This window comes from Pedobacter sp. GR22-10, from assembly GCF_026239715.1.
GTDB lineage: Bacteria > Bacteroidota > Bacteroidia > Sphingobacteriales > Sphingobacteriaceae > Pedobacter.
In genome coordinates, this window is the sequence record NZ_JAPIVR010000002.1 from 1,012,807 (window position 1) to 1,037,287 (window position 24,481).

The window sequence follows — 24,481 nt, forward strand, 5'->3', positions numbered from 1 at the left end:
TTTTGTTGTTTTGAGATTTACGAAAATAAGTTTTTAAGCCGATAAAACCATAATCCTAAAGTCGAAAAAATGATTACTGCCGCGGCACCAATTACATTTAACCAGAGGAATGACACCACATCGAATTTATAAACAGCAATTACGGCAATTTCAGAAAGGATAGCGGAAATAAATACCAGCGGGCCATCGATTTTTTTAAAATAAAAAGCCACCAGGAAAATACCGAGAATTGGTCCGTAAAAAAGCGACCCCAAAACATTTACTGCCTCAATTAGCGAGCCCATCTGGGTAGCGAACATCGCCACTGCAATAGAAAATATACCCCAGCCTAAAGTATGTAGTCGGCTATATTTCAACTCCGTAGTGTCATCAATTTTTGTATTGCTAAAAAGAAGATGTATATCTTTTAATGAGCAGGCTGCCAATGAATTTAATGCCGCAGAAATAGACCCCCAGCTGGCCAGGAAAATGACGGCAAATAATAATCCGATCATCCCGACAGGCAAAGTGTTTTTAACAAAGTATAGAAAGATATAATTGGTATCTGTTTTCTCGGCATTAAAGTTAGATTGGTTAATGGCTTCTTCTACCCTGCCATGTAAATCTTTAACCTCAATTTGGGTAGATTTAAATTTCGCAACAGAAGCATTTAATTCCGGTGATTGGCTTTCCTTCTGCAGGAGAATAATTTTGGATTCCTGATTAAATTTTGCCGCTAAAGCCTGATGCTCCTTTTCAAATATGGCCGCTTGTTTGGGTTGAGTTTCTTTTAAATATTGATATGACCTTTCATTGAAATAGATGGGTGCCGGTTTTAGGGAAAAGAAAGCAAATAATAAGGCTCCAATTAAAAGGATGGCAAACTGCATGGGTATTTTGACCAAACCATTCAGCAGCAAACCCATTTTGGCATTGGTGTTATCCTTTGCGGTAATGTATCGCCCCACCTGACTTTGATCGGTGCCGAAATAGGATAGTGCCAGGAAAAACCCGCCAATCAATCCACTCCAGATGTTGTATTTATCTTTCCAGTTGAAATCAGTAGTGATCACATTCAGTTTTCCGGATTTTCCGGCCAGGTATAGGGCATCACTGAAGCCAATTCCATTTGGCATATTTTGCACCAGTAAATAACCGGCAAAAGCCATGGTTCCTAAAATGATCAGGAATTGCAGTTTTTGGGTATGTGCAATGGCTTTTGCACCGCCAACGTAGGTGTAAATTAAAAGGATGCCACCAGTTAGCACATTGGTAAGGTAGATGTTCCAGTTTAATACGCTGGATAAAATAATGCTTGGCGCATATATACTGATCCCGGTTGATAAGCCTCGGGAAAACAGGAAAAGCAGAGAAGTTAAAACCCTTGTTTTTTTATTGAAACGGTTCTCCAGATACTCGTAAGCAGTGTATACATTTAACCGTTGAAATATTGGAATAAAGGTTACACAAATTACAATCATGGCCAATGGCAAACCGAAATAGTATTGCACGAAACGCATGCCATCAGTATAGGCTTGCCCCGGCGCCGACAAAAAGGTAATTGCACTTGCCTGCGTAGCCATGATCCCCAGCAGCACGATGTACCAGGGCATCTTACTATCGGCCTTTAAATATGATTCGTTACTTTTTTGTCCGCGACCGATGAAAACACCGTAAACCACAACGGCTAATAACGTGAAAATGAGTACACACCAATCGATATTACTCATGCCCAGAATTTAGTGAAAAAATAATAAAATACCACCTGAAACACCAGGGCCAGCGCTAGTAAAATATACCAGGTATTCCAGTTTTTGAACTGATTTTTCATTTAATTTAGATGTGAATTCATAATTTAGGTGTCTGAAAACATAAGATAGCAATTATTCCATAATGGCTTACTTCCCTGCTGATATAAAATTAAAAAACAGCCTTGCTGCACCTACATTACCTGCCGGCAATTGCCTGAAAAATGCCAGTGGCGAATAAATGAAATTCCCCTTACCGTATTTCGCATACAATGTGGCTCCTCTTAAAGGCTCTTCTCCGGTATCGTTCATTTCAAAAAGCGGTTCATATTTATCATCCCATTTATCCGGGAAATAGGCACCACGCTCCTGCACCCAGCCGTTAAAATCTGCTGCTGTAATCTTATTCGGATAGTTTAAAAGCTTATGATTTGGAACCAGGAATTTAACTGAAGCATTTTCTTCAGTAACTCTTTTTCCGCTAATGCTAAAAGGATAAACACCAAAATCCTGTAAGGCCATATCCTGGGTGGTATTGTATTGCATTACCATCGTACCACCGTTTTCTACATAGTTTTTCAAAGCCGGCTGCCAATTCTTGATTCTCTTTTCGGTATTGATCACCCTTACCCCTGTTACAATGGCATCGTATGTAGCCAGTTTTGCAGGGTTCAAAATATCAGCTTCCGTTAATGCATCCACCTGCAAACCAGCCTGACGTAAAAACTCCGGAATCAGATCTCCTGCACCTTGAATATAGCCTATTCTTTTTGCCAGCACCTTGATATCGCCTTTTAATAACCAGGTTGTTGCCGGTACAAAATATTGCAGGGAAGGCAGGTGCGGATACTGAATCAATACCTGTCCTTTTGTAAAAGTATTTTGCTCCGCTGAAAAAACAGCTTCAAGTTTATTCTGACTGCTTTTAATTTTTGATAAATCTTCAGCCGGAATTAAAAAGTCTTTAATGGTAACGGTATTTTCAGGTAAATTGATTCCGTTAAAGGTTTTGACGATCACATTTCCAATCTTGAAATCAACCTTACCATAATTGATGGATTTATTGGCCTTCAACCTCAGGGTAACGGCTAATCCTTCTTTTTCCCTGGCAAAATATACCGGCTCGGCAAAACTTAAACCAAGTGCCGGAACAATCCTTAATTGCTCGACCACATCACCTTTAACCGGGTCTAACTTTTTGAACGATAAAGGCAGTTTTACTTTAAATTGTTCCGTACCGATTTTAAGCGACAAAACAACATTCAGTGCAGCTTCATTCTCAGCCAAACCGATTAAGGTATCATTGGCCACACTAAAAGTAGCTGCATTTTTTGCAGGTTTTTCTAACCAGTAGGGTTCAGTTAACCCTGCTCCTGCCGGGATTTGAATCTTACGCTCAATGGTCAGCAGGGAATCGCCCGAAACCCTGCGGTTTAAATTATCTGTTTGGTTGATCCAATTTACCTGTTCTAACAATACCGGAACCGAGGACCGGGCAATTACATTTAAACGAAAGCTGTAACTGTTGCCTGCAATGGCTTCTGCCTGGTCGGTAACCACTTCACCCATAAAACCGGTACAGCTTAAAATAATGTGGTCGATAGCAGCTAGTTTATCTTTCCGAAGATTCGCATCCCGCAGTTCAGCAATCTTCTTGCGCAACATCAATAAACCATGTAAACTCTTATCCGGATGGTTATAATCAAAAGACAAGAGGGTAATATCAATTAACTCATCAATGTCATTGATTCCCCTGTCAGACCAGTTCATCGGGATTCTTTCAAACAAATTTGCTTTGGCCTGATCACCTAAAACCGGCGAAAAATATTCCGTTCGTACGCCAGCCACGGCTTGTGTGCCTGCACCCTGGCTTTTGTGTAAACTTCTGCTGAGTCCTGCCAGCTCACCATAACCCAATCCGAGCTGGGCATCATACTGCCCAACAGTTGCCTTCAACTGGTTTTCGGCTGTGGTATTGGTTGATCCAAATCTGAAAGTATTCCAAAGGATGCGTTTGGGTTGCCAAACACTTACATATTTCAATTGATTGGGGAATGCCGTTTGATCTCCTGCCAGTTTAAAAGCCTTTTCAGCTATCACTGCAGAAGCCGCATGTTGTCCGTGGCCTGCTGCTGCTGTTGGCGGAAAACGACAAATAATGACATCAGGTCTGAATTTGCGGATTACCCAAACTACATCAGCCGTAAGGCTGTCGGCATCCCATTGTTTAAAGGTATCTTCTGTATTTTTGGAAAAACCAAAATCAATGGCCCGTGTAAAAAACTGCTGCGCACCATCCAGTTTCCTTGCTTCCAGTAATTCATGTGTTCTGATTAATCCCAGGGCTGCACCCTGCTCGGTACCTAAAAGGTTCTGACCGCCATCTCCCCGGGTAAGCGACAGATAGCCGGTTTCCACGTTCTGCTCATTAATTAACCAGGAAAGTAAGCCTGTATTTTCATCATCAGGGTGGGCCGCCAGATAAAGTACCTTTGGAAGATGCTTAAGCGTTTTCAGTTCCCGGTAAATTGCTGAAGATTTCGCCGGCCGCACTTGCTGGGCAGCGCAAAAACTGACAAAGAAACTGAGGACGATTACTGGGCTTAATTTTTTAAACATAGCATTTGGTTTACGAGGTCAAATATGCTTAAAAAGGATTTATTTCAGGCGGTCGTAAACGAAAAAGTACATAAAGCTTATGCACCTTGCTTAAAAAGCGATTCCAGCAGACGAATATAGATCGTTATTCCTTCTTCAATTTCATCGATGTAAACAAATTCATCAGCTGTATGTGATCGTGCAGACTCTCCCGGTCCCATTTTTATCGAAGGCATATCCAACCATCCCTGATCTGAGCTGGTAGGTGATAAATAGGTTTTTCTGCCTAAACCCAAACCCGCCACCACAATAGGATGCAACAAGCTGATGTGGGATGGCTGTAAAATATTTGGCCTGACATTGAAGCTTGAAATGGTATGGTTGATGATGGTGTTCAGAATTTCTCTGGATGTATAATTGTGATCGAACCTGATATCCACGGTAAAGTGGCAACAGCCCGGAACAATATTATGTTGCATGCCCGCATCAATTTGCGTTACGCTCATTTTTACAGGTTGCGGGGCACCATCCTCAATCGGGAACTGATAACTGGAAAACCAGGCAATATCCCTCATGGCTTTGTAAATGGCGTTATCGCCCTCCTCTCTCGCGGCATGACCAGATCGACCTTTCGCCGTACAATCAATCACCATCGAGCCTTTTTCTGCAATTGCCATTTGCATGTTTGTAGGTTCACCAACAATAGCGAAAGAAATCGGTTCCAATTCATCCAGAATACATTTGATGCCGTTTCCACCTGAAGTTTCTTCTTCCGCCGTTGCGGCTAAACAAAGGTTGAAAGGCAAATTTTCGTCTTCATAGAAATAAATGAAAGCAGAGATCAGCGATACCAGCGCAGCACCGGCATCGTTGCTTCCTAAACCATACAGCTTGTCATCGTAAACAACCGCTGCAAATGGATCACGCGTATATTGTTCATTTGGCCTTACCGTATCGTGATGTGAATTGAGTAAAATAGTAGGCTTCTGCGGGTTAAAGAATTTATTGTAACACCATACATTATTCCGCTTGCGGATGGTATTCATCTGATGTTTCGTCAAATGCAATTCAATTTCATCAGCTGTTTTATCTTCAGCACCGCTATAAGATGGCATACTGATCAAGGTGGTTAAAAGAGCGATCGCTTCGTTATAAAGCCTGTTTAAATCTGGATGTGATGTTGCCCGTTTATTTGAAATATTCATGGTTCGGTTTGATTAATGGATGGCTAATGATTGTTGTTTTTTATCTGCTAAAGCGGCTTGGGTGACGATTTGATCAATGTGCTCAGGAGTAAACAGCATGGCAGTGCATAAGCAGTTACGCCGTTTTTTTCTTTCCAGAATATCGAAGTTGGTACAACTTGCGCAACCCGCCCAAAAGGCTTCATCTTGGGTAATCTGATCAAAAGTTACCGGCTCAAAACCCAGCTGGCTATTCATTTTCATAATGGCTGCGCCCGAGGTAATGCTGAATATCCTGGCCTGCGGAAAATGACGCCTTGACAAGTTGAAAATCCTGTTTTTAATGCATTTCGCTACGCCAGAATTCCGGAACTTTGGCTTCACAATTAATCCGGAATTGGAGATGAATTTGCCATGTTCCCAGTTTTCGAAGTAGGAAAAGCCTACCCATTCACCACCACTGGTTACCGCAATAATCGCTTTGCCGGTTTCCATTTTTTCAATGATGGATCCGGGTGTTCTTCTGGAGATTCCAGATCCTCTGATGATGGCGGAGTTCAGCGTTTCATCTACAATTTCACCTGCATAAATGGCATCTTCTTTTGTGGCAAGGCGGACAAATATTATTTGATTGTTCATTTTTTCTAAAATTTCATCATCCACCAGGACAAACCTGGTGCCCTGCAAACAACAAACCCATATCTATCTGATTGTCTGCATAAAAACTTTCAAAAAAAGGATTATTAAGCATTACCGGCAAAACGAAACACACCAAAATGGAAAGCTTTTTCCCAATATGAAAAGATTGCAGCTTAACCATTCCAAAATGATTGCTCCGAATGGAAAAAATGCAGGATAGATTATATTTCAATTTCTGTTGATTCGCCTTTTTTATCCTTAATATTGTAGCTTATTTCAAACCTATGAACGGGATCATCCTCATCATTGATGATGAAAAAAAAATCAGCAGTTTACTGTCCAGAATTATAGAACTGGAAGGTTTTAGAACTTTGCAGGCCGCTACAGGCAAAGAGGGCTTAAAACTTTTAAAAAACAATGATGTAAGTATTGTAATCAGCGATGTAAAATTGCCCGACGTAAATGGCGTGGCCATGGTGAAGGACATTAAACTGATCAAACCTTTTGTGGAGGTAATCAATCTTACCGCATACGGAACGATATCAGACGGTGTTTTGGCGATTAAAAATGGTGCTTTCGATTACCTGGTTAAAGGAGATGACAATGATAAAATAATCCCTTTACTTTATAAAGCAATTGAGAAAGCAAATCTGCAGCAACGTGTTGCCGAACTAGCACAAAAAATTGCCGGCAAACATCACTTCAGCACGATGATCGGTCATTCCAAAAAACTCACCGAAGCAATTGATTTAGCAAAAAGAGTAAGCCAGACCGATACAACCGTTTTGCTTTTAGGTGAAACCGGAACCGGGAAGGAAGTTTTCGCACAATCCATTCATTATGAAAGTCCGAGGGCAGCAAAGCCTTTTGTAGCCTTAAACTGTAGTGGCTTTAGTCCTGATTTATTAGAAAGCGAACTATTTGGTTACAAAGCAGGTGCTTTTACCGGTGCGAATAAAGATAAAAAAGGCTTACTGGAAGAAGCCAATGGCGGCACCTTATTCCTGGATGAAATAGGTGAAATGAACCTCGATTTACAAGCCAAGCTTTTGCGGGTGCTGGAAAATCAAAGTTTTATTAAAGTTGGGGATACGCACACACAACAGGTAAATGTACGCATATTGGCCGCCACCAATAAAGATCTTAAAGCAGATGCTGAATCTGGAAAGTTCCGTTCTGATTTATATTACCGCCTTTCGGTTTTCACGATCATGCTGCCGCCTTTGCGCGAACGCAAAATAGATATCCCTTTGCTGGCAAAACATTATTTGGCAGAATTTGCTGTTAAATCCAATCGGGCTCAGCTTAAAGCAGACGATAAACTGCTGGAAATATTGGAGAAACATCAATGGCGTGGTAACATCCGGGAGCTCAAAAATGTGATGGAGCGCCTGGTGATCCTATCTGACGGCGCCGAACTTAATTTATCAGCCTTACCACCAGAATTTTTTGAATTTGTGCCTGTTCAGAATCATTTCAATCTTCAACAGATAGAAAAACAACATATCCAGAAGGTGCTGATTCATACCAAAGGCAATAAAACGGAAACTTCCAGGTTACTGGGGATTGGCCTGACAACCCTGTATAGAAAAATTGAAGAATACGGAATTTTGGAATTATAAACAGGAGAAGGCAAAAGGTCATTTAAAAAAAATCATTAAATTTGGTACATGAGCATTCAATATTTATCAAATGAGCATGGACAAATCACTGCGGTTCAACTTACTATTGAAAATTGGAAAAAGATTAAAGACCTGTACCCAGAAGTAGAATCGATTAATGCTTCTTTACCAGAATGGCATAAGAAATTTCTGGATACCAGATTGCAATCCCTGTCTAAGGATTCAAATAAAATTGTGCCGCTATCCACATTAATGGAGGAGCTTGATCGAAATCAGGTATAAAAAACATCCGGTCAGTCTTTACAGCTGTTTTTCCGTATTCCATTTATTTTATCATTAATGATGAACTTAGCCGGATCGTAATTATCGGCATTTTACATCAAGCCAGGAATCCGGCACTTCAGTACAACAGAAATAGATAGTTTCGCAAGTCATTAAGATAGACCTTAATGCAAGCCCTGGCAGAAACATTAAAAATATTCAATCAATTACATTATTCATTTTAAATACATTACCATTAATTCATCAGCATGCAGAAATATATTCTAATATTATTATTATCAACACTATCTTTTTCCATCTTCGCACAGGAAAATTATTTTCAGCAAAAATTAACGTACAACATTGATGTTACTTTAAACGATAAAGAAAAATCACTCAAAGGATTCGAAACCATTGTTTATAAAAACAATTCACCATCCACACTTGATTTTATCTGGTTTCACATCTGGCCAAATGCCTATAAAAACGAATCAACTGCACTTTTTCAGCAAATCAGGAATGATACTTCCCGCAAGGAAAAACTTAAAAACGTAAGCTACGGCAGTATTGATGGCTTAGGTTTCAAGGTAAATGGAAAATTGGCTGAAACAAAAGCACACCCTAACCCACAGTACATTGATATTGTGAAAGTCATGCTTCCTGCCCCCTTAAAATCCGGTGATTCTGTAACCATTACAACTGGTTTTAATGTGAAATTACCCAGCTATTTCTCCCGGTCTGGCTATGCCGGTACCGAATTTATGGCAACACAATGGTACCCGAAACCCGCCGTGTTTGACAGAGATGGATGGCATGAGTTCCCTTACCTGGATATGGGTGAATTTTACAGCGAATATGCAGACTATAAGGTGAACATCACCCTTCCCACCAATTATGTAGTTGGTGCTACGGGTGTTATGCAGAATGCAGATGAACTTGCTGCTTATAAAAGTATAGGTGCAAAAAATACAGCGGCCAGAAACAACAAGCCTGCATTATACCGTGCTAAAAGCAGTTCAGGCACTAAAACCCTGACTTACCTGATAAATGATGTGCCTGATTTTGCCTGGTTTGCTGATCAGGACCTGGTCATTCAATACGATACCATAAAACTTGCTTCAGGAAAAGTTGTGGATGCTTTCAGCTATTACCATAATAAGGAAAATACACTTTGGGTAAATAGTATTGACTACATTAAAGATGCAACTAAAAAGTACAGTCAATGGATTGGCGAATATGAATACCCGGTGGTACAAGCCATTGAAGGGCCCAAAAACAATGCCAGCGGCGGAATGGAATACCCTACTATTACCCTGATAACTAGTCCGGATGCGAAAAAAGAAACCCTTGATGGGGTAATTACCCATGAAGTGGGCCACAACTGGTTTATGAGTATGCTGGGCAATAACGAAAGAATACATACCTGGCAAGACGAGGGTTTTAATACCTTTTTCCAGTTCCGTTATGAAGCCGAGAAATACAGATCGAATTCTATTTTTGGCGATGCCATTCCGGCAAAGATTAAGGAACTACCTGCTGATCGGTTTCTGGCCAGTGTTTATGGTGCCTTGTCAAATGTACCTATGCAATCAGCCATTGAAACACCCGCAGCTGATTTCAAAACTTCTGAAGAATATAGTTTAATCTCATATGCCAAGACGGCCCTCTGGCTTTATATTTTGGAATCGCAGGTGGGAAAAGAAAAATTTGATCAGGCCTTTAAAAATTATTTCAGTGAATGGAAAAATAAACATCCGCAACCGTTAGATTTTAAAATCTCTATGGAAAAATCATTGGGTGTTAATCTGGATAAATATTTCAGCTTACTGAACCAACAGGGGAAGTTTTAGTCTGAAGCCTATAAACGAATGCGAAAATGCTCTTCTGAAAAATAAACCATCCTTCCATAACGATAAAAACCCTTCCAAAACGGAAGGGTTTTTTTATGCCTGAAAATTTAATTCTGATCAAAATAAAACATAAATCAATATAAATCAGCAACTTATAATCATATACATTTCTGCGGCACAACAGTTGGCAATAGCCTTTCAAAAATTAATAAAGTTATGACCATAATCCTGTTTTTAATTATCCTTTTGCTCTGCTGGGCAACTTATAAATCAATTGATTGGTTCGAAAAAATTTAAAGCCATGTTAGCATTATTCATCATCGCCATCGCCGTATTTATCTATATGATTTACGTGCTGATCAAACCCGAAAAATTTTAATGGAGGAAATAGAAAATCGGTAAAAGAAAATTGATAAATCCATCTAAAATCTATTCCCTATTGACTAATTCCTATTCTCCAAAAAACAAAAAAAATGAACACTGAATTAACCGGCATTATTGCCACATTCCTGCTTACTTTGGTCATCGCCATTCCCTTAGGGAAATATCTGGCCAAGGTTTTTGCAGGAGAAAAGGTCTGGACAGACTTTTTAAAACCGCTTGAAAACTTAATCTATAAACTTTCGGGCATCAATATTAAAGTACAGATGGACTGGAAACAGCAACTGAAAGCTTTATTAGCCATTAATGTATTGTGGCTGGTATATGGCTTTTTCGTACTGATTTTCCAGAATCACCTGCCATTAAATCCGGATGGAAATCCAGGCATGACACCAGATCTGGCCTTTAATACCATTATTAGCTTTGTGGCCAACTGTAACCTGCAGCATTATTCTGGCGAAAGCGGCGTAAGTTATTTAACGCAGCAATTTGTATTGATGTTTCTTCAGTTTGTAAGTGCTGCAACTGGTATTGCTGCTGCAGTGGTCTTTTTTAAAGCATTCAGAGACAAAACTACGACACAACTGGGTAACTTCTGGGAATTTTTTGTAAAAGCCATCACCCGGCTATTGCTTCCGTTATCGGTAATTGTTGCTTTAATCTTAACTTTCAATGGTACACCTGCCAGTTATGATGCGAAGGATCAGTTCATATCGGTTCAGGGCGATACCGTAAATGTTTCTCGTGGACCAGCCGCTCAGTTTATCGCTATTAAACACTTGGGAACGAATGGAGGTGGGTATTTTGGTGCAAATTCTGCTCACCCATTCGAAAACCCAAGCTATTTAACCAACATGGTGGAAGCAATTTCGCAGACGATTATTCCATTGGCGATGGTCATTGCTTTCGGTTACTTTATTCGCAGGCGTAAACTGGCCTGGACTATTTTTGGAGTGATGACCATTGGTTTATTTATGTTGCTGATTCCAACCATTACTTCAGAATTAGGTGGAAATCCGGCATTAGCCAAAATGGGAATTTCTCAGGCCACAGGCGCTATGGAAGGGAAAGAAGTTCGCTTCGGACCAGCCGCTACAGCTTATTGGAGTACCTTAACCACTGTTATTTCAACTGGTTCGGTAAACGGAATGCACGACAGTACTATGCCTCTCACTGGTTTATGGCAACTGTTAGCCATGATGATTAATGGCTTTTATGGAGGCTGCGGTGTAGGTATATTGAATTATTTCATCTATCTGATTATTGCTGTATTTATTTCAGGTTTGATGGTAGGCAGAACCCCTGAATTTCTGGGACACAAAGTGGAAGCCAGGGAAATCAAAATTGCTGCGTTAATTACTTTGTTAAGTCCTTTTCTAATTCTTGCTGGTACCGCAATTGCAAGTTATGTTTTTACCAATCATGCCGATGCTGCCTGGGCTGTTCAGCCTAAAGCATGGTTAAATAATCCTGGTTTTCATGGTTTCTCTGAAATGCTGTACGAGGTAACTTCATCTAACGCCAACAATGGTTCAGGCTTCGAAGGTTTGGGAGATAACAATGTTTTCTGGAACGTATTAACCGGGGTGATCATCTTTCTCGGTCGTTTCCTGCCCATTATCGGCCCTGTAGCGATTGCTGGTTTATTAGGTGCTAAAAAATTCATTCCTGAATCTGCAGGAACCTTAAAAACTGACACCAAAACATTTGCGCTGATGACTTTAGCCGTGATTTTAGTGTTGAATGCACTTTCTTATTTCCCGGCCCTGGCCTTAGGCCCGCTGGCTGAATATTTTACCATGCTTAAATAAATCTGCGAAATCACTTTAATCTGTGAAATCAATTTAAAATAAATAAAATGAAACCCAATAATAAATTGTTTGAACCAGCTTTGGTCAAAACAGCATTGAAAGAATCATTCATCAAACTCGATCCCAGGGTAATGGTGCGCAACCCGGTCATGTTTACCGTTGAAGTAGGCACTTTGGTAATGGCTTATGTTACTGTATACTCCTTTAGTCACAGCGGGCAGGGATCGCCATTGTATAACTTCTGCATCTTTTTGGTACTTCTGCTTACCGTAGTATTTGCCAACTTTGCAGAAGCTATTGCAGAGGCCAGAGGAAAAGCCCAGGCAGACAGTTTGCGGAAAACCCGTGAAGAAACACCTGCAAAAGTCCTTTTAGAAAATGGTACAATTGAAATCCGTTCTTCAAACCAATTGCAAAAAGGCGACGTATTTGTTTGCGAAACCGGCGATACCATTCCAACCGATGGAGAAATCATTGAAGGTATTGCAACTATCGATGAATCAGCCATTACAGGAGAATCTGCTCCGGTAATCCGGGAATCAGGTGGTGATAAATCATCAGTTACCGGTGGTACAAAAGTATTATCTGATGAAATCAAAGTACAGGTGAGCACAGCGCCTGGTGAAAGCTTTCTGGATAAAATGATTGCTCTGGTAGAAGGTGCTTCACGCCAGAAAACACCAAATGAAATTGCATTAACGATACTCTTGGCAAGCTTTACGCTGGTATTTATTATCGTTTGCGTTACCTTGAAACCATTTGCCGATTACGCCAATACACCAATTACGATTGCAGCATTAATATCGCTTTTTGTTTGCCTGATCCCAACAACTATAGGTGGTTTATTATCAGCCATCGGTATTGCCGGAATGGACCGGGCGCTACGGGCAAACGTGATTACCAAATCAGGTAAAGCAGTAGAAACCGCAGGAGATATAGATGTGCTCTTGTTGGATAAAACCGGAACCATCACCATTGGTAACCGCAAGGCAACCCACTTCTATCCTACTGCAGGTGTTGTAATTAAAGATTTTACGGATGCCTGCGTATTAAGTTCGCTGGCAGATGAAACACCTGAAGGCAAATCGATTATTGAATTGGCTAATGAACAGGGCTTCAAAACTGCCGGAACACCACAAGGTTCTACCTTTATCAAATTCACAGCCGAAACCCGCTCCAGCGGATTGGATACTGCCGATGGTAGACGCATCAGAAAGGGGGCTTTCGATTCCATCAGAAATATCGTGGAAAAAGCAGGGAATATTTTTCCATCGGATATTGAAAGTCATGTAAAAAATATTGCCACCAATGGCGGAACCCCTTTAGTGGTGTCAGAAAATGAGAAAGCACTTGGCGTAATTGAGTTGCAAGACATTATTAAACCAGGTATCAGTGAACGTTTTGAACGCTTGCGCAAAATGGGTGTTAAAACTGTAATGGTTACCGGAGATAATCCTTTAACAGCCAAATACATTGCAGAAAAGGCTGGTGTAGATGATTTTATTGCAGAGGCTAAGCCAGAAGATAAAATGAACTACATTAAGGACGAGCAGGCACTAGGAAAGCTTGTGGCCATGATGGGTGATGGTACCAATGATGCTCCGGCACTTGCCCAGGCTGATGTTGGTGTGGCCATGAACAGTGGTACCCAGGCCGCGAAAGAAGCTGGTAATATGGTCGATTTAGATAACGATCCTACGAAATTAATTGAGATTGTAGAAATCGGGAAACAGCTCCTCATTACACGCGGAACACTGACCACTTTCTCCATTGCCAATGATGTGGCGAAATATTTCGCCATTGTTCCGGCACTATTTATTGCCGCTATACCGGCATTGCAAAGCCTCAACATTATGGCCTTACATTCACCAGAAAGTGCAATTATGTCGGCTGTGATTTTTAATGCGATTATCATCCCGATATTAATTCCGCTCGCCTTAAAAGGTGTGGCCTATAAACCTATCGGTGCAACGGCACTGCTGCGCAGGAACTTATTCATTTATGGCATTGGAGGGGTTGTCGCTCCGTTCATCGGCATCAAATTAATTGATTTAGTAGTTGGGTTATTTGTATAAACATACTGTCAAGTTGAGCTTGTCGAAATGAAGATTAACTTCTTCGGCAAGCTCAGGATGACAAAACTAAATCTTCATCATCATTTAAAATCTGTGTAATCACATAATATCATGAAAAAATACATCATTCCATCCATACGCTTAACATTAGTTTTAATCGTATTGTTATGTATCATCTATCCCATCAGTATTGCATTGGCAGGCCGGTTTTCCAAAGGAAATGGTGCTGGTGAGAAAATCACTAAAAATGGAAAAACAATTGGCTATGCCTTATTAGGTCAATCATTTACTAAACCAGCATATTTCTGGGGAAGACCATCAGCAGTAAACTACAACGCCGCAGGCTCTGCAGGTTCAAACAAAGGACCTTCTAATCCTGATTATCTGAAAGAAGTACAATCAAGAATAGACACCTTGCTAAAATATAATCCCGGATTAAAAAAATCGGAGATTCCTGCTGATATGGTTACGGCATCAGGAAGTGGTTTAGACCCAAATATTTCTGAACAAGGCGCTACCATTCAAATTGCCAGAGTAGCTAAAACAAGGCATATCAGTGAACAGAAAGTTAAAGAACTGGTTGCCCTTAATACCATCAAACCTTTAATGGGTTTATTCGGCCCGTCATCAGTAAATGTATTAAAACTGAACCTGGCACTAGACAATCTGTAACACATCGTCATTTCTACCGGAGCAAAGGAAAATGGAGGAGGTCCTTGAAATTTAGTTGTTATACTTCAACGCTTTCTCCCCTCCGGTTGAAAAGACCATCAATTTGATCATCATGTTTAAAATCACCTTTAACAGGTGTAATCACCATACAAAAATGAAAAAACTCGTTATCCTTATTACCACTTTAACCGCATCAATTACCGCTTTCGCACAAGAAGCACCTAAAGTAAAATTTTCAGGTTATATTGAAGCTTACTATGGCTACGACTTCAATAAACCTGCCGACCATAACCGACCTGCATTTATTTACTCTCATAACCGCACTAATGAAGTTAACCTCAATTTAGGCTTTATCAAGGCTGCTTATGACGATGGCGCCATCCGTGCCAACCTGGCTGTAATGGCTGGAACGTATGCTAATGCCAACTTAGCTACCGAGCCAGGTGTACTTAAAAATATTTTCGAAGCCAATGCAGGCGTTAAACTCTCTAAATCAGCAAACTTATGGATTGATGCCGGTATCTTTTCATCGCACATTGGTTTTGAAGGCGCCATATCGAAAGATTGTTGGGTTTTAACCAGAAATATTGCTTCAGAAAATACACCCTATTATGAATCAGGGGCAAAACTAACCTATGGCACTCAGGATGGAAAACTTACCGCCACGCTGCTTTATCTGAACGGATGGCAAAGAATTACCCGCCAGAATGGAAATGACAAACCTGCGGGCGGCTTGCAGTTAAGTTGGAAACCCACACCAAAAATCACAGTTAATTACAGCAATTATCTGGGAACAGAGGGTGTTGATTCTGTTCGGGTGAACCGTTTTTATCATAATCTGTATGGTATTTTCCAGTTAACAGATCAATTTGGATTAACCCTTGGCTTGGATTATGGTACCCAACAAAAAGCTAAAGGTAGCAGCAGCGTTAATGAAGTCATTTCACCGGTAGCCATTGTGCAATATAAATTTGCAGATAAATGGGCTATGGCAGGAAGATTTGAATATTACGAAGATAAAAATGGTATTTTTATCTCAACGGGAACGCCAAATGGATTTAGAACAAAAGGCTATTCCTTAAATTTAGATTATTCACCAATCCCGAATGCAGTTGTTCGCTTGGAAGGAAAAACTTACGATAGCAAGGATAAAATTTTTAATCGTGGAACGAATTCCATAAATGCCAGTACCACATTAACAGCCAGTATAGCCGTGGCCTTTTAAATTGCCGCGTAACAAATGCAATATTTAAATATTGCCACGGAAATGCAGTGATAAAGGAAGATTTACCTTATGAAACTGTATTTCCGTGGTTAAAGAAGACAATGCAAAATAAAGAAGATTCTGTACAACATTTCCTTGAACTGATTCAGAAATCCAGGCGGGGAAAGCTCAAAATTTATATTGGGATGAGTGCCGGTGTAGGCAAAACCTACCGGATGCTGCAGGAATCTCATGCCCTGTTGCGAAATGGTGTTGATCTTTGTATTGGCTACGTAGAAACACACCGAAGAAAAGAGACAGCAGCTTTGGTTGATGGTTTGCCAATGATTGCCCGAAAGAAAATCTTTTATCGCGGTAAAGAAATCGAAGAAATGGATTTACAGGGTATTCTAAACCGTCATCCTGAAATTGTGGTGGTAGATGAATTGGCCCATACCAATGCCGAAGGCAGTAAGAACAGCAAACGCTGGCAGGATGTTTTCGATTTACTTGAAGCTGGTATTAATGTTATTTCAGCAGTGAATATCCAGCACCTGGAAAGCATCAACGAAGAGATTGAACAGATCACGGGTATCAGCGTAACCGAGCGGATTCCCGACAAAATACTGGAACTGGCAGATGAAATCGTGAACATTGATTTAACTGCAGATGAACTGATTACACGTTTAAAAGAAGGGAAAATTTATGATCAAAGTAAAATAGACAAGGCATTAGGCAACTTTTTTCAGGCAGATAAGATATTGCAGCTCAGGGAATTTGCATTAAAAGAAGTGGTACACCAGGTGGAAAGAAAAATTCAGATTGAAATTCCGAAATCAGTAAAACTACGTTCGGAACGTTTTCTGGCCTGTATTTCCTCAAACGCAGCAACGGCAGGTGTCGTCATCCGGAAAACAGCCCGGCTGGCTTCCTATTATCATTCTCCATGGATTGCGTTGTATGTGCAAAGTGATGCCGAAAGCTTTGATAAAATCAAACTGGATAAACAACGGCACTTAATTAACCATTTTAAACTGGCCACTGAACTGGGTGCCGAAGTGATCAAGGTAAAAAGCAATCAGGTTACACAAACCATCATTAATATGGCAACCGAAAAAGAAATTTCCACCATTTGCATTGGTAAGCCTCATTTAAATATTTTTCAGGTGATCATGCGAACGGCAATTTTTAATCAGTTGTTACGTAATTTAGCTGCAAAAGAAATTGATTTGGTTATACTTTCTTAAAATCTAATCTAATAAATTTTACCACCTAAGCACATCTAAACTTAAATATACTAAGGCTTCTTAGGTGGTAATAAACAACTTCACCATGAAAATAAAAACCAAGCTCCGTCTCGGATTCGGCTTCCTCTTCATCATCGTTTTATCTTTTGGTCTGATCGCCTTATTCTTTCTGAATGAATTGTCTGATAAATCCAAAGTAATCCTGAAAGACAATTATAAATCGCTCAAATATGTCAGTGCCATGCGGAATGTTGTAGATGAAAGCAATTTTCCTTTATCATCCGCAAAAGCAAAAATATTTGAAGAAAATTTAAAAAACGAAGGTCGGAATATTACAGAACAAGGTGAGAAAATAGCCTTTCAGAAACTTTTATCAACTTACAAATCTTTACAGGTTGCTTCTAGTACGAACAATATAAAAAACATGCGTACCGCCTTGCAAAGCATTGAAGAGGTAAATATGAAGGCCATTTACAAAAAGAATGATCAGGCAAATACGGCATCAGCAAGGGCCAATTTATACATTTCAATTGCGGCCGTGCTGAGTTTTCTCATCCTGTTTACGTTTATTGTCAACTTCCCTGGTTTTGTTGCCAATCCACTGGCTGAATTTAGTGCCGCTATCAAACAAATCAGCAGAAAGAATTACAAACAGCGGCTTCATTTTAAAAACCACGATGAGTTTACCGAACTTGCTGATGCCTTTAATGGGATGGTGGTGAAGCTGAATGAATGGGAAAACAGCAATCTTTCAAAAATCAAATCTGAAAAATCGCGGATTGAGGCCATCATCGCACAGATGCAGGATGCCATCATCGGCTTAAATGAAAAGGGTGAAATCCTGTTTTTAAATCACCTGGCAGCAAAGCTGATGAATCTGAATGAAGGAAAAGTCATCGGCCAGAATGCTACAGAACTGATAAAAAAGAACGAACTATTGAAGCGCATCATTAAACCGGAAACCAAAGACAAAACCTTAAAAATTTATGTGGATGAAAAAGAATCTTATTTCTTACTGGAGCATCGCGAAATTGTAATTCCGAATTATGAAGATCAGGATGAAAAGACATTAATCGCATCTTCAAAATCGGCAGGCAGTGTTTACGTACTGAAAAACATTACTCAATTCAAAGAATTGGATGAGGCCAAAACCAATTTCATTGCAACAGTATCTCATGAACTGAAAACACCCCTTGCATCCATAAAAATGAGTTTAAAGTTGCTTGGCGATGAACGTGTTGGCCTGATGAATGAAGAACAAAACCAGCTTTTAACCCATATCAAAGAAGATAGCGACCGGCTGTTAAAAATCACAAGCGAGCTTCTGGATTTATCGCAGGTAGAAACCGGAAACTTAAAACTAACCTTTGCGATAACCAAACCTGAGGATATTGTACAATATGCCATTGATGCGGTAAAATTTCAGGCCGAACAAAAATCAATTAAACTGGAATTAAACTGCGACGGGAACTTACCGAAAGTAAATGCCGACATCCAGAAAACAGCCTGGGTACTGGTTAATTTTTTATCAAATGCTTTGCGTTACAGTTCGGAGAAATCCAAAGTGGTAATTGATATTTTGCAAAAAGATAAATTTGTTCAGTTTTCAGTAAAAGACTATGGAAAAGGCATTGATGAAAAATATCAGAAACGCCTGTTTGAACGCTATTTTCAGGTGCCGACTGATGGACAGAACAAATCAGGCTCCGGCTTGGGCTTAGCCATTTCGAAAGACTTCATTGAAGCAGAAGATGGAAAAATCTGGGTAGAGAGTGCTATTGGCGAAGGAAGTAAATTTAGCTTTGCCTTACCTGTTATAGACTAAACTATATAGGGTTCCATCTCCTTATCAATGCTTTTACGGAGCTCCATCAGTTTAATGGCATAACCATGCATGGCAATTTCTTTTTCCGTTTTTGGTTTAAAGGCAGGAACTGCTTTAGGCTGCCCTTCATGGTCAACAGCAACAAAAACAATGATACAATGTGTATTTTTAACAAAATCAGCCTGATCAACAGGTTTTGAAAAGGCATCTACAGCAATATGCATACTGGTTTTACCGGTGTAAATAATCCGTGCTTCCATTTTAACCAAATGTCCGATATGAACCGGATGAAAAAAACGGATTCCACCAACATAAACAGTTACACAATACGTTTGACTCCATTGTAAGGCACAGGCAAAAGCAGCCTGGTCAATCCATTTCATCATCATTCCACCATGTACTTTACCGCCATAGTTTACATCTGATGGTTCGCTTAAAAACTGAAGTTCGATGTGATTTTTTGTTCTGGCCATGATTGTTAGCTCCCGCAGATTGAAATAATTTATACAGATACTTGTTGACAGCAATATGCGAAAATTATGGTATCTAAGAAACAGTACTAAAGAATTTCTGCTGATAAAATCAAATCTGCGTATATTATTTTAAATCTGCGGGAGATTTTTTATTACTGAATTTAAAACCAAATAGCTTTGAGACCATATAGTATTTCCCGCTGATCACACAGATAACTGCTGATAAAACCAAATCTGTATATATCGTTTTAAATCTGCGGGAGTTTTTTTATTACTGAACTTAATCAACCAAATAGCTTCGAGACATTATAATATTTCCCGCTGATCACACAGATAACCGCTGATAAAACCAAATCTGCGTATATCATTTTAAATCTGCGGGAGTTTTTTTACTACTGAACTTAAAACCAAATAGCTTCGAGACCATATAATATTTCCCGCTGATCACACAGATAACCGCTGATAAAACCACATCTGCGTATATCATTTTAAATCTGCGGGAGTTTTTTTATTACTGAACTTAAAACCAAAAGCTTCGAGAACATATAATATTTCCCGCTGATCACACAGATAACCACTGAAAAAACCAAATCTACGTATATCATTTTAAATCAGCAGGCGCATTTTAAACAGGTAATCATAAACAAAAAAGCCGTAGTTAAGCACTACGACTTAATGAAAAAGAAAAACTTTATATCATTTGCAATAAAACTCAGTCTTCCCGGCCATTAAATACAAAACTTATTTTGCCATAATACTGATCGCATAGCCACCACCCGGTGCACAATATTGCGTTAACTTCGTTTTATTGGTTACTTCCATTTTACGAATAGTGTAGGCTTTAGGTTTTTTTTCGTAATGTGCATCCTTCGCATCAGCATAAATGGTTGCTATATATTTTTTTCCTGCATCTAAAAAGGCAAAATTGATTTTTGAAGTGCGGGCGATTTCATCATTTGTACGACCGACAAACCAGTTATTTTTACCTTTTGCCTTACGGGCGAAAGTAATGTAATCGCCAGGTTCTGCCTCTAAAACTTTGGTATCATCCCAATCCACTGCCACATCTTTAATAAACTGGAAAGCATCCATATACTTATTATAGGTTTCCGGTAAATCTGCAGCCATTTGCAACGGGCTATACATTGTTACGTAAAGCGCCAGCTGACGGGCAAGTGTGCTGTGTACAAATGAATTGTTTTCTGGGTTATAAGCACTCACTTTGGTTTCAAAAATACCGGGTGTATAATCCATCGGACCGCCAATTAAACGCGTGAAAGGTAATATAGTGGTATGATCGGCATTATTACCACCAAAAGCCTCATATTCCGTTCCCCGGGCAGATTCATTTCCAATCAGATTGGGATAAGTACGGGCCAAACCTGTCGGACGGACCGCTTCATGCGCATTAACCATAATTTTATATTCCGCCGCTTTTTGAATGGCATATAAATAATGATTGTTTAACCATTGTCCGTAGTGATGTTCGCCACGTGGAATCATATTACCTACATAACCACTTTTTACCGCATCATAACCATTGGCTTTCATAAATTTATAAGCGGTATCCAAATGTCTTTCGTAGTTACGAACTGATGAGGAAGTTTCATGGTGCATGATCATTTTGATACCTTTACTTGCCGCATAACGATGTAATTCTTTCACATCAAAATCAGGATAAGGTGTAACGAAATCGAAAACGTAATCTTTGGTTTTGCCAAACCAGTCTTCCCAACCTTCATTCCAGCCTTCAACCAATACAGCATCTAAACCGTTTTTAGCCGCGAAATCGATATATTCTTTTACGTGCGCCGTATTTGCAGCATGTTTGCCATTTGGCTGAGTTTTCGAATAATCAGTTACGCCCAATTGTACGCTAGTTAAATTGTTGTAAGCCCAGGTGCTTTTGCCCGTGATCATTTCCCACCAAACCCCAACATATTTGGTTGGTTTAATCCAGGATACATCTTTGAATTTGGTAGGCTCATTCAGGTTGTAGGTTAATTTTGAAGTGAGGATATCTCCGGCTTGATCGCTTACAATGATGGTTCTCCACGGTGATACACATGGCGCCTGCATGTAGCCTTTATCGCCAATGGCATCGGGTGTTAACCATGATTCTAAAACCATGCTTTGATCATCAAGATTTAACGACATCAATGAATAATTGATGAGCGCAGCTTCGTGAATATTAATGTATAAACCACCCTTGCTCTTCATCATTAAAGGGGTTTGCAATCCTGTTGGCGAAAAGGTAGTTTGCGATGCATTTGGTGTTACCGCAGCTTTCATTTTACCACGAACTTCTGATAAATTTGAAGTCACCGTGCTATACTCTTGTGTGTCATAATCCCCCGGCAACCAAAAAGCTTTATGATCGCCAGCCAATGCAAATTGTGTTTTTTCTTCTTTAATGACGAAATAGTCAAGATTTTTCTGCTCTGGAAATTCATACCTGAAACCTAAACCATCATTAAACAACCTTAAACGAATCATCATATATCTGTTGGTTTCCTTTTGAGTAAGGGTTAGCGCTAACTCATTATAATGATTGGTTATTTCTTTCACTTCACCCCAAACAGGCTTCCATGTTTCATTGAAGGTACTTGTTTTCGTATCGGTGATGGTAAAACCATTCGTTAAGTTTTTACCATCCTTCAGCTCCAAACCCAGCTTACTGGTTTTAATGACATTCTTACCTTTATATTTTAAACTGTATGTGGGCACACCACCTTCAGTTAAAGAAAAATGTGCGGTTAAGTTGGCATCCGGCGATTTTAGTTCCTGTCCGGAAACGTTCCCGGAAAATAGCAAAATGCAAATAAATGCCAGAAATTCTGAGCGGTTGAGCGCTTTATTTTTTTTGTTCTTATTCACTGTATATATTTTGTTTATCATTCTTTTTGTTTGAACCAGATGCCATTTTCTTATCCAAAGGGATGCAGATTTCAGGCATTTAAGAAAACATAAGACTGTATTACTGATAGCTATTTTATTTTCTGACATCATATCTGTGATCATTTTAATCCAGCAACAACGTTTCATCATCGTCATCTGTTAAACTCAACTGAATACTGTCATTACCCGCAATGCCTTCAATGGAGCCTCGGATATGCGTAGCGTTCAACAATACTTTTTCAAGCTGCTTCTCACGGGCTTTCCATAAACGCTCCATAGCATCCCGTTCGCGCTGAATGGAAAGTTTCATACTCATAAAACCTTCGCGAATGGCTTTCCATTGCTCTGAAAATTCTGTACCCGTGAGATAATCATAAAGCATGTGCATTTTATCACCCCGGTTTTCCTGTGATTTAATGGCAGTTGACAAACGCAAAATTCCATCGCGCAGCACATAAGCCACAGCATTTACCTCTTCAAAAGAACAGATCCATACCCCATCGCGCTGACCGAAACTGCTCATGCCTTTTGGATAACACTGACTGACAATCACCGCCACATCAACGCCCATACTCCGCATGTCTTTTTTTAATTTTTCAATCCAGTCGCCACCAAAATCTTTAGTACGCTTACTTTCATAGATAATTTTGCCGCATTCCTGCCCAAACTGGTTGCGCACCACCTGCACACAATCTGCCCCACGAACGCCTTTACCTACTTCTTCAATTAAATCGAAAGGAAAATTGCTGCGCAACAGTTCTTCCAGAATCAGTTCCTGCACTTCACCCTGCAACTGCATACTGCCTTGCTCGGCTTTACGCTTCATTTCTTCAGCCAGTTTTTTCTGATCATCAAGCTGTTTTTCCAGCTCTCTTAAACGCAACTGGTGTTCGGTATCTTTAATGCTGTTTTTTTCTGCCTCCTGCTTACGGATCTGTTCTACAAGTTCATTGCGCTGCTCCTGCACTTTACGTTGAAAGGCCAGCTCCATCTCCTCTTCCTTTACCTTCAAACTTTGCTCACGGCGTAAAAATTCCAGCTCCTTTTCGCGGGCTAGTTTCAATTTTTCCTCATTATCCTTCGCATTACCTTCCAGCATCTGTAATTTGGTTTCAAAATCCGCAGCAATACTTTTACGCAGATTGCCTTCCAAATCATCTTTTAATTTGGTTTTTTCTTCAGCCAACTTTAATTCAAAAGCTTTTTGCTGAAGTTGCTTATCATGCTCCATTGCGGCAAGCTTCCGCTGAAATTCCTCATCCTTTTGCCGGGTAAAAGTGACCATTTTTTCACGCAGCTCTTTCTTATAATCTTCGGCCATGGCTTCTTCCATCGGAAAAACATGGGCACAATTCGGACATTTAATTTCAGTAGCCATAATTATTTACTCCAGATAAAACTGAGTGATACAAAGATATTAAAGCTTTTCAGGAATGTGTAAATGAGTTTTGCACCTTTTAAAGCACCTTTGATCTGACCTCATGTCCAACAGTCAGCATTTTACTCACCGGGCATTTGGCTGCGATATCTTCCAAACGGCTTTTTTGTTCATCAGTTAACTCCCCGGTACAGGTTATTTCTTCGAAGAATACCGTTTCACCATTCTCCGTATCAACATTTACCTCCACTTCTATTTTATCAACAGGCCATTCTTTCCGGTCGGCATACATCCTTAAGGTAATGGCCACACACGAAGCCAATGATGCCATTAATAATCCCTTTGGTGCAAACCCCTTATTTGTTCCACCCAAGTCGAAGGGTTCATCCACTATAATATCGTGTGAACCATTTGTAACCGAACAAGCATAATGTTCCCTGTTTATTGTTGCCTTTACCATTTTCTGCATTTATGTTAAGCTTAAACTTACCAAATCTTTTGCGCATCTGCAGCTGATTTAGATTTATTGAAACATTATACTTTAGCGATTGTTCCTTTTAAAAACGCATCGTAATGAATCCGAGGTCATTAACATTTTATAAGCACAATTGGCTTATTTTTAATACCGGGTTCCAT

The 24,481-nt window shown here is 39.9% G+C and carries 18 protein-coding genes; 10 read left to right on the forward strand and 8 right to left on the reverse strand.

Annotated features, from left to right (window positions below):
- Positions 1-17: 17 nt before the first annotated feature.
- The 4 genes from OQX64_RS11860 to OQX64_RS11875 form a co-directional block, all read right to left on the reverse strand.
- Complete coding sequence (locus tag OQX64_RS11860; protein WP_265818921.1) at positions 18-1,709, reverse strand: sodium:solute symporter; 1,692 nt, start codon at positions 1,707-1,709, stop codon at positions 18-20.
- Positions 1,710-1,877: 168 nt separating this feature from the next.
- Positions 1,878-4,346, reverse strand: coding sequence for a PIG-L family deacetylase (locus OQX64_RS11865; RefSeq protein ID WP_265818922.1), 2,469 nt, complete (start codon positions 4,344-4,346; stop codon positions 1,878-1,880).
- Positions 4,347-4,423: 77 nt separating this feature from the next.
- Complete coding sequence (locus tag OQX64_RS11870) at positions 4,424-5,530, reverse strand: M20/M25/M40 family metallo-hydrolase (RefSeq protein WP_265818923.1); 1,107 nt, start codon at positions 5,528-5,530, stop codon at positions 4,424-4,426.
- 12 nt (positions 5,531-5,542) lie between these two features.
- Positions 5,543-6,148: an N-acetyltransferase gene (locus OQX64_RS11875; protein WP_265818924.1), complete on the reverse strand. Its 606-nt coding sequence runs from the start codon at positions 6,146-6,148 to the stop codon at positions 5,543-5,545.
- A 284-nt stretch (positions 6,149-6,432) separates the two neighbouring features.
- Here OQX64_RS11875 and OQX64_RS11880 point away from each other — a divergent pair, with 284 nt between their 5' ends.
- The 10 genes from OQX64_RS11880 to OQX64_RS11925 all read left to right on the forward strand — a co-directional run bounded on the left by OQX64_RS11880 (position 6,433) and on the right by OQX64_RS11925 (position 19,096).
- Positions 6,433-7,770: a sigma-54-dependent transcriptional regulator gene (locus OQX64_RS11880; protein ID WP_265818925.1), complete on the forward strand. Its 1,338-nt coding sequence runs from the start codon at positions 6,433-6,435 to the stop codon at positions 7,768-7,770.
- A 48-nt stretch (positions 7,771-7,818) separates the two neighbouring features.
- Positions 7,819-8,052 carry a hypothetical protein gene (locus OQX64_RS11885; RefSeq protein ID WP_265818926.1) on the forward strand — a complete coding sequence of 78 codons (234 nt, stop codon included), beginning with the start codon at positions 7,819-7,821 and terminating at the stop codon, positions 8,050-8,052.
- A 248-nt stretch (positions 8,053-8,300) separates the two neighbouring features.
- A complete protein-coding gene (locus tag OQX64_RS11890) occupies positions 8,301-9,881 on the forward strand; it encodes a M1 family metallopeptidase (RefSeq protein ID WP_265818927.1) in 1,581 nt (526 codons plus the stop codon).
- Between the two features lie 301 nt (positions 9,882-10,182).
- Positions 10,183-10,260, forward strand: coding sequence for a potassium-transporting ATPase subunit F (locus OQX64_RS11895; RefSeq protein WP_082468366.1), 78 nt, complete (start codon positions 10,183-10,185; stop codon positions 10,258-10,260).
- Positions 10,261-10,354: 94 nt separating this feature from the next.
- Complete coding sequence (gene kdpA, locus OQX64_RS11900; RefSeq protein WP_088300232.1) at positions 10,355-12,073, forward strand: potassium-transporting ATPase subunit KdpA; 1,719 nt, start codon at positions 10,355-10,357, stop codon at positions 12,071-12,073.
- 47 nt (positions 12,074-12,120) lie between these two features.
- Complete coding sequence (gene kdpB / locus OQX64_RS11905) at positions 12,121-14,148, forward strand: potassium-transporting ATPase subunit KdpB (RefSeq protein ID WP_088300233.1); 2,028 nt, start codon at positions 12,121-12,123, stop codon at positions 14,146-14,148.
- A 111-nt stretch (positions 14,149-14,259) separates the two neighbouring features.
- Positions 14,260-14,820, forward strand: a complete 561-nt coding sequence (locus OQX64_RS11910; RefSeq protein ID WP_088300235.1) for a K(+)-transporting ATPase subunit C — start codon at positions 14,260-14,262, stop codon at positions 14,818-14,820.
- A 154-nt stretch (positions 14,821-14,974) separates the two neighbouring features.
- Positions 14,975-16,045, forward strand: coding sequence for a porin (locus OQX64_RS11915; RefSeq protein WP_265818928.1), 1,071 nt, complete (start codon positions 14,975-14,977; stop codon positions 16,043-16,045).
- A gap of 101 nt (positions 16,046-16,146) precedes the next feature.
- Complete coding sequence (locus OQX64_RS11920) at positions 16,147-17,271, forward strand: sensor protein KdpD (protein ID WP_265818929.1); 1,125 nt, start codon at positions 16,147-16,149, stop codon at positions 17,269-17,271.
- 85 nt (positions 17,272-17,356) lie between these two features.
- Positions 17,357-19,096 carry an ATP-binding protein gene (locus tag OQX64_RS11925; RefSeq protein WP_265818930.1) on the forward strand — a complete coding sequence of 580 codons (1,740 nt, stop codon included), beginning with the start codon at positions 17,357-17,359 and terminating at the stop codon, positions 19,094-19,096.
- On the opposite strand, the gene OQX64_RS11930 is transcribed toward OQX64_RS11925, so the two are convergent.
- From OQX64_RS11930 to OQX64_RS11945, 4 genes are all read right to left on the reverse strand, one after another.
- The gene (locus OQX64_RS11930) at positions 19,093-19,569 is read right to left on the reverse strand and encodes an acyl-CoA thioesterase (RefSeq protein ID WP_088300241.1); all 477 of its coding nucleotides are present in this window, start codon (positions 19,567-19,569) and stop codon (positions 19,093-19,095) included. The two genes, OQX64_RS11925 and OQX64_RS11930, sit on opposite strands and share 4 nt — an antisense overlap.
- A gap of 741 nt (positions 19,570-20,310) precedes the next feature.
- Positions 20,311-22,467: a glycoside hydrolase family 97 protein gene (locus OQX64_RS11935; RefSeq protein WP_265818931.1), complete on the reverse strand. Its 2,157-nt coding sequence runs from the start codon at positions 22,465-22,467 to the stop codon at positions 20,311-20,313.
- A 124-nt stretch (positions 22,468-22,591) separates the two neighbouring features.
- On the reverse strand, positions 22,592-23,845 hold the full coding sequence (locus OQX64_RS11940) for a DUF2130 domain-containing protein (RefSeq protein WP_265818932.1): 1,254 nt from the start codon (positions 23,843-23,845) through the stop codon (positions 22,592-22,594).
- Between the two features lie 79 nt (positions 23,846-23,924).
- On the reverse strand, positions 23,925-24,314 hold the full coding sequence (locus OQX64_RS11945; protein ID WP_265818933.1) for an OsmC family protein: 390 nt from the start codon (positions 24,312-24,314) through the stop codon (positions 23,925-23,927).
- Between the last annotated feature and the right edge of the window lie 167 nt (positions 24,315-24,481).

Bases quoted from the DNA above. Each gene is read 5' to 3' on its own strand.
- OQX64_RS11860 (WP_265818921.1), bottom strand. From the start codon at position 1,709: ATGAGTAATATCGATTGGTGTGTACTCATTTTCACGTTATTAGCCGTT.
- OQX64_RS11865 (WP_265818922.1), bottom strand. From the start codon at position 4,346: ATGTTTAAAAAATTAAGCCCAGTAATCGTCCTCAGTTTCTTTGTCAGT.
- OQX64_RS11870 (WP_265818923.1), bottom strand. From the start codon at position 5,530: ATGAATATTTCAAATAAACGGGCAACATCACATCCAGATTTAAACAGG.
- OQX64_RS11875 (WP_265818924.1), bottom strand. From the start codon at position 6,148: ATGAACAATCAAATAATATTTGTCCGCCTTGCCACAAAAGAAGATGCC.
- OQX64_RS11880 (WP_265818925.1), top strand. From the start codon at position 6,433: ATGAACGGGATCATCCTCATCATTGATGATGAAAAAAAAATCAGCAGT.
- OQX64_RS11885 (WP_265818926.1), top strand. From the start codon at position 7,819: ATGAGCATTCAATATTTATCAAATGAGCATGGACAAATCACTGCGGTT.
- OQX64_RS11890 (WP_265818927.1), top strand. From the start codon at position 8,301: ATGCAGAAATATATTCTAATATTATTATTATCAACACTATCTTTTTCC.
- OQX64_RS11895 (WP_082468366.1), top strand. From the start codon at position 10,183: ATGTTAGCATTATTCATCATCGCCATCGCCGTATTTATCTATATGATT.
- kdpA (WP_088300232.1), top strand. From the start codon at position 10,355: ATGAACACTGAATTAACCGGCATTATTGCCACATTCCTGCTTACTTTG.
- kdpB (WP_088300233.1), top strand. From the start codon at position 12,121: ATGAAACCCAATAATAAATTGTTTGAACCAGCTTTGGTCAAAACAGCA.
- OQX64_RS11910 (WP_088300235.1), top strand. From the start codon at position 14,260: ATGAAAAAATACATCATTCCATCCATACGCTTAACATTAGTTTTAATC.
- OQX64_RS11915 (WP_265818928.1), top strand. From the start codon at position 14,975: ATGAAAAAACTCGTTATCCTTATTACCACTTTAACCGCATCAATTACC.
- OQX64_RS11920 (WP_265818929.1), top strand. From the start codon at position 16,147: ATGCAAAATAAAGAAGATTCTGTACAACATTTCCTTGAACTGATTCAG.
- OQX64_RS11925 (WP_265818930.1), top strand. From the start codon at position 17,357: ATGAAAATAAAAACCAAGCTCCGTCTCGGATTCGGCTTCCTCTTCATC.
- OQX64_RS11930 (WP_088300241.1), bottom strand. From the start codon at position 19,569: ATGGCCAGAACAAAAAATCACATCGAACTTCAGTTTTTAAGCGAACCA.
- OQX64_RS11935 (WP_265818931.1), bottom strand. From the start codon at position 22,467: ATGATAAACAAAATATATACAGTGAATAAGAACAAAAAAAATAAAGCG.
- OQX64_RS11940 (WP_265818932.1), bottom strand. From the start codon at position 23,845: ATGGCTACTGAAATTAAATGTCCGAATTGTGCCCATGTTTTTCCGATG.
- OQX64_RS11945 (WP_265818933.1), bottom strand. From the start codon at position 24,314: ATGCAGAAAATGGTAAAGGCAACAATAAACAGGGAACATTATGCTTGT.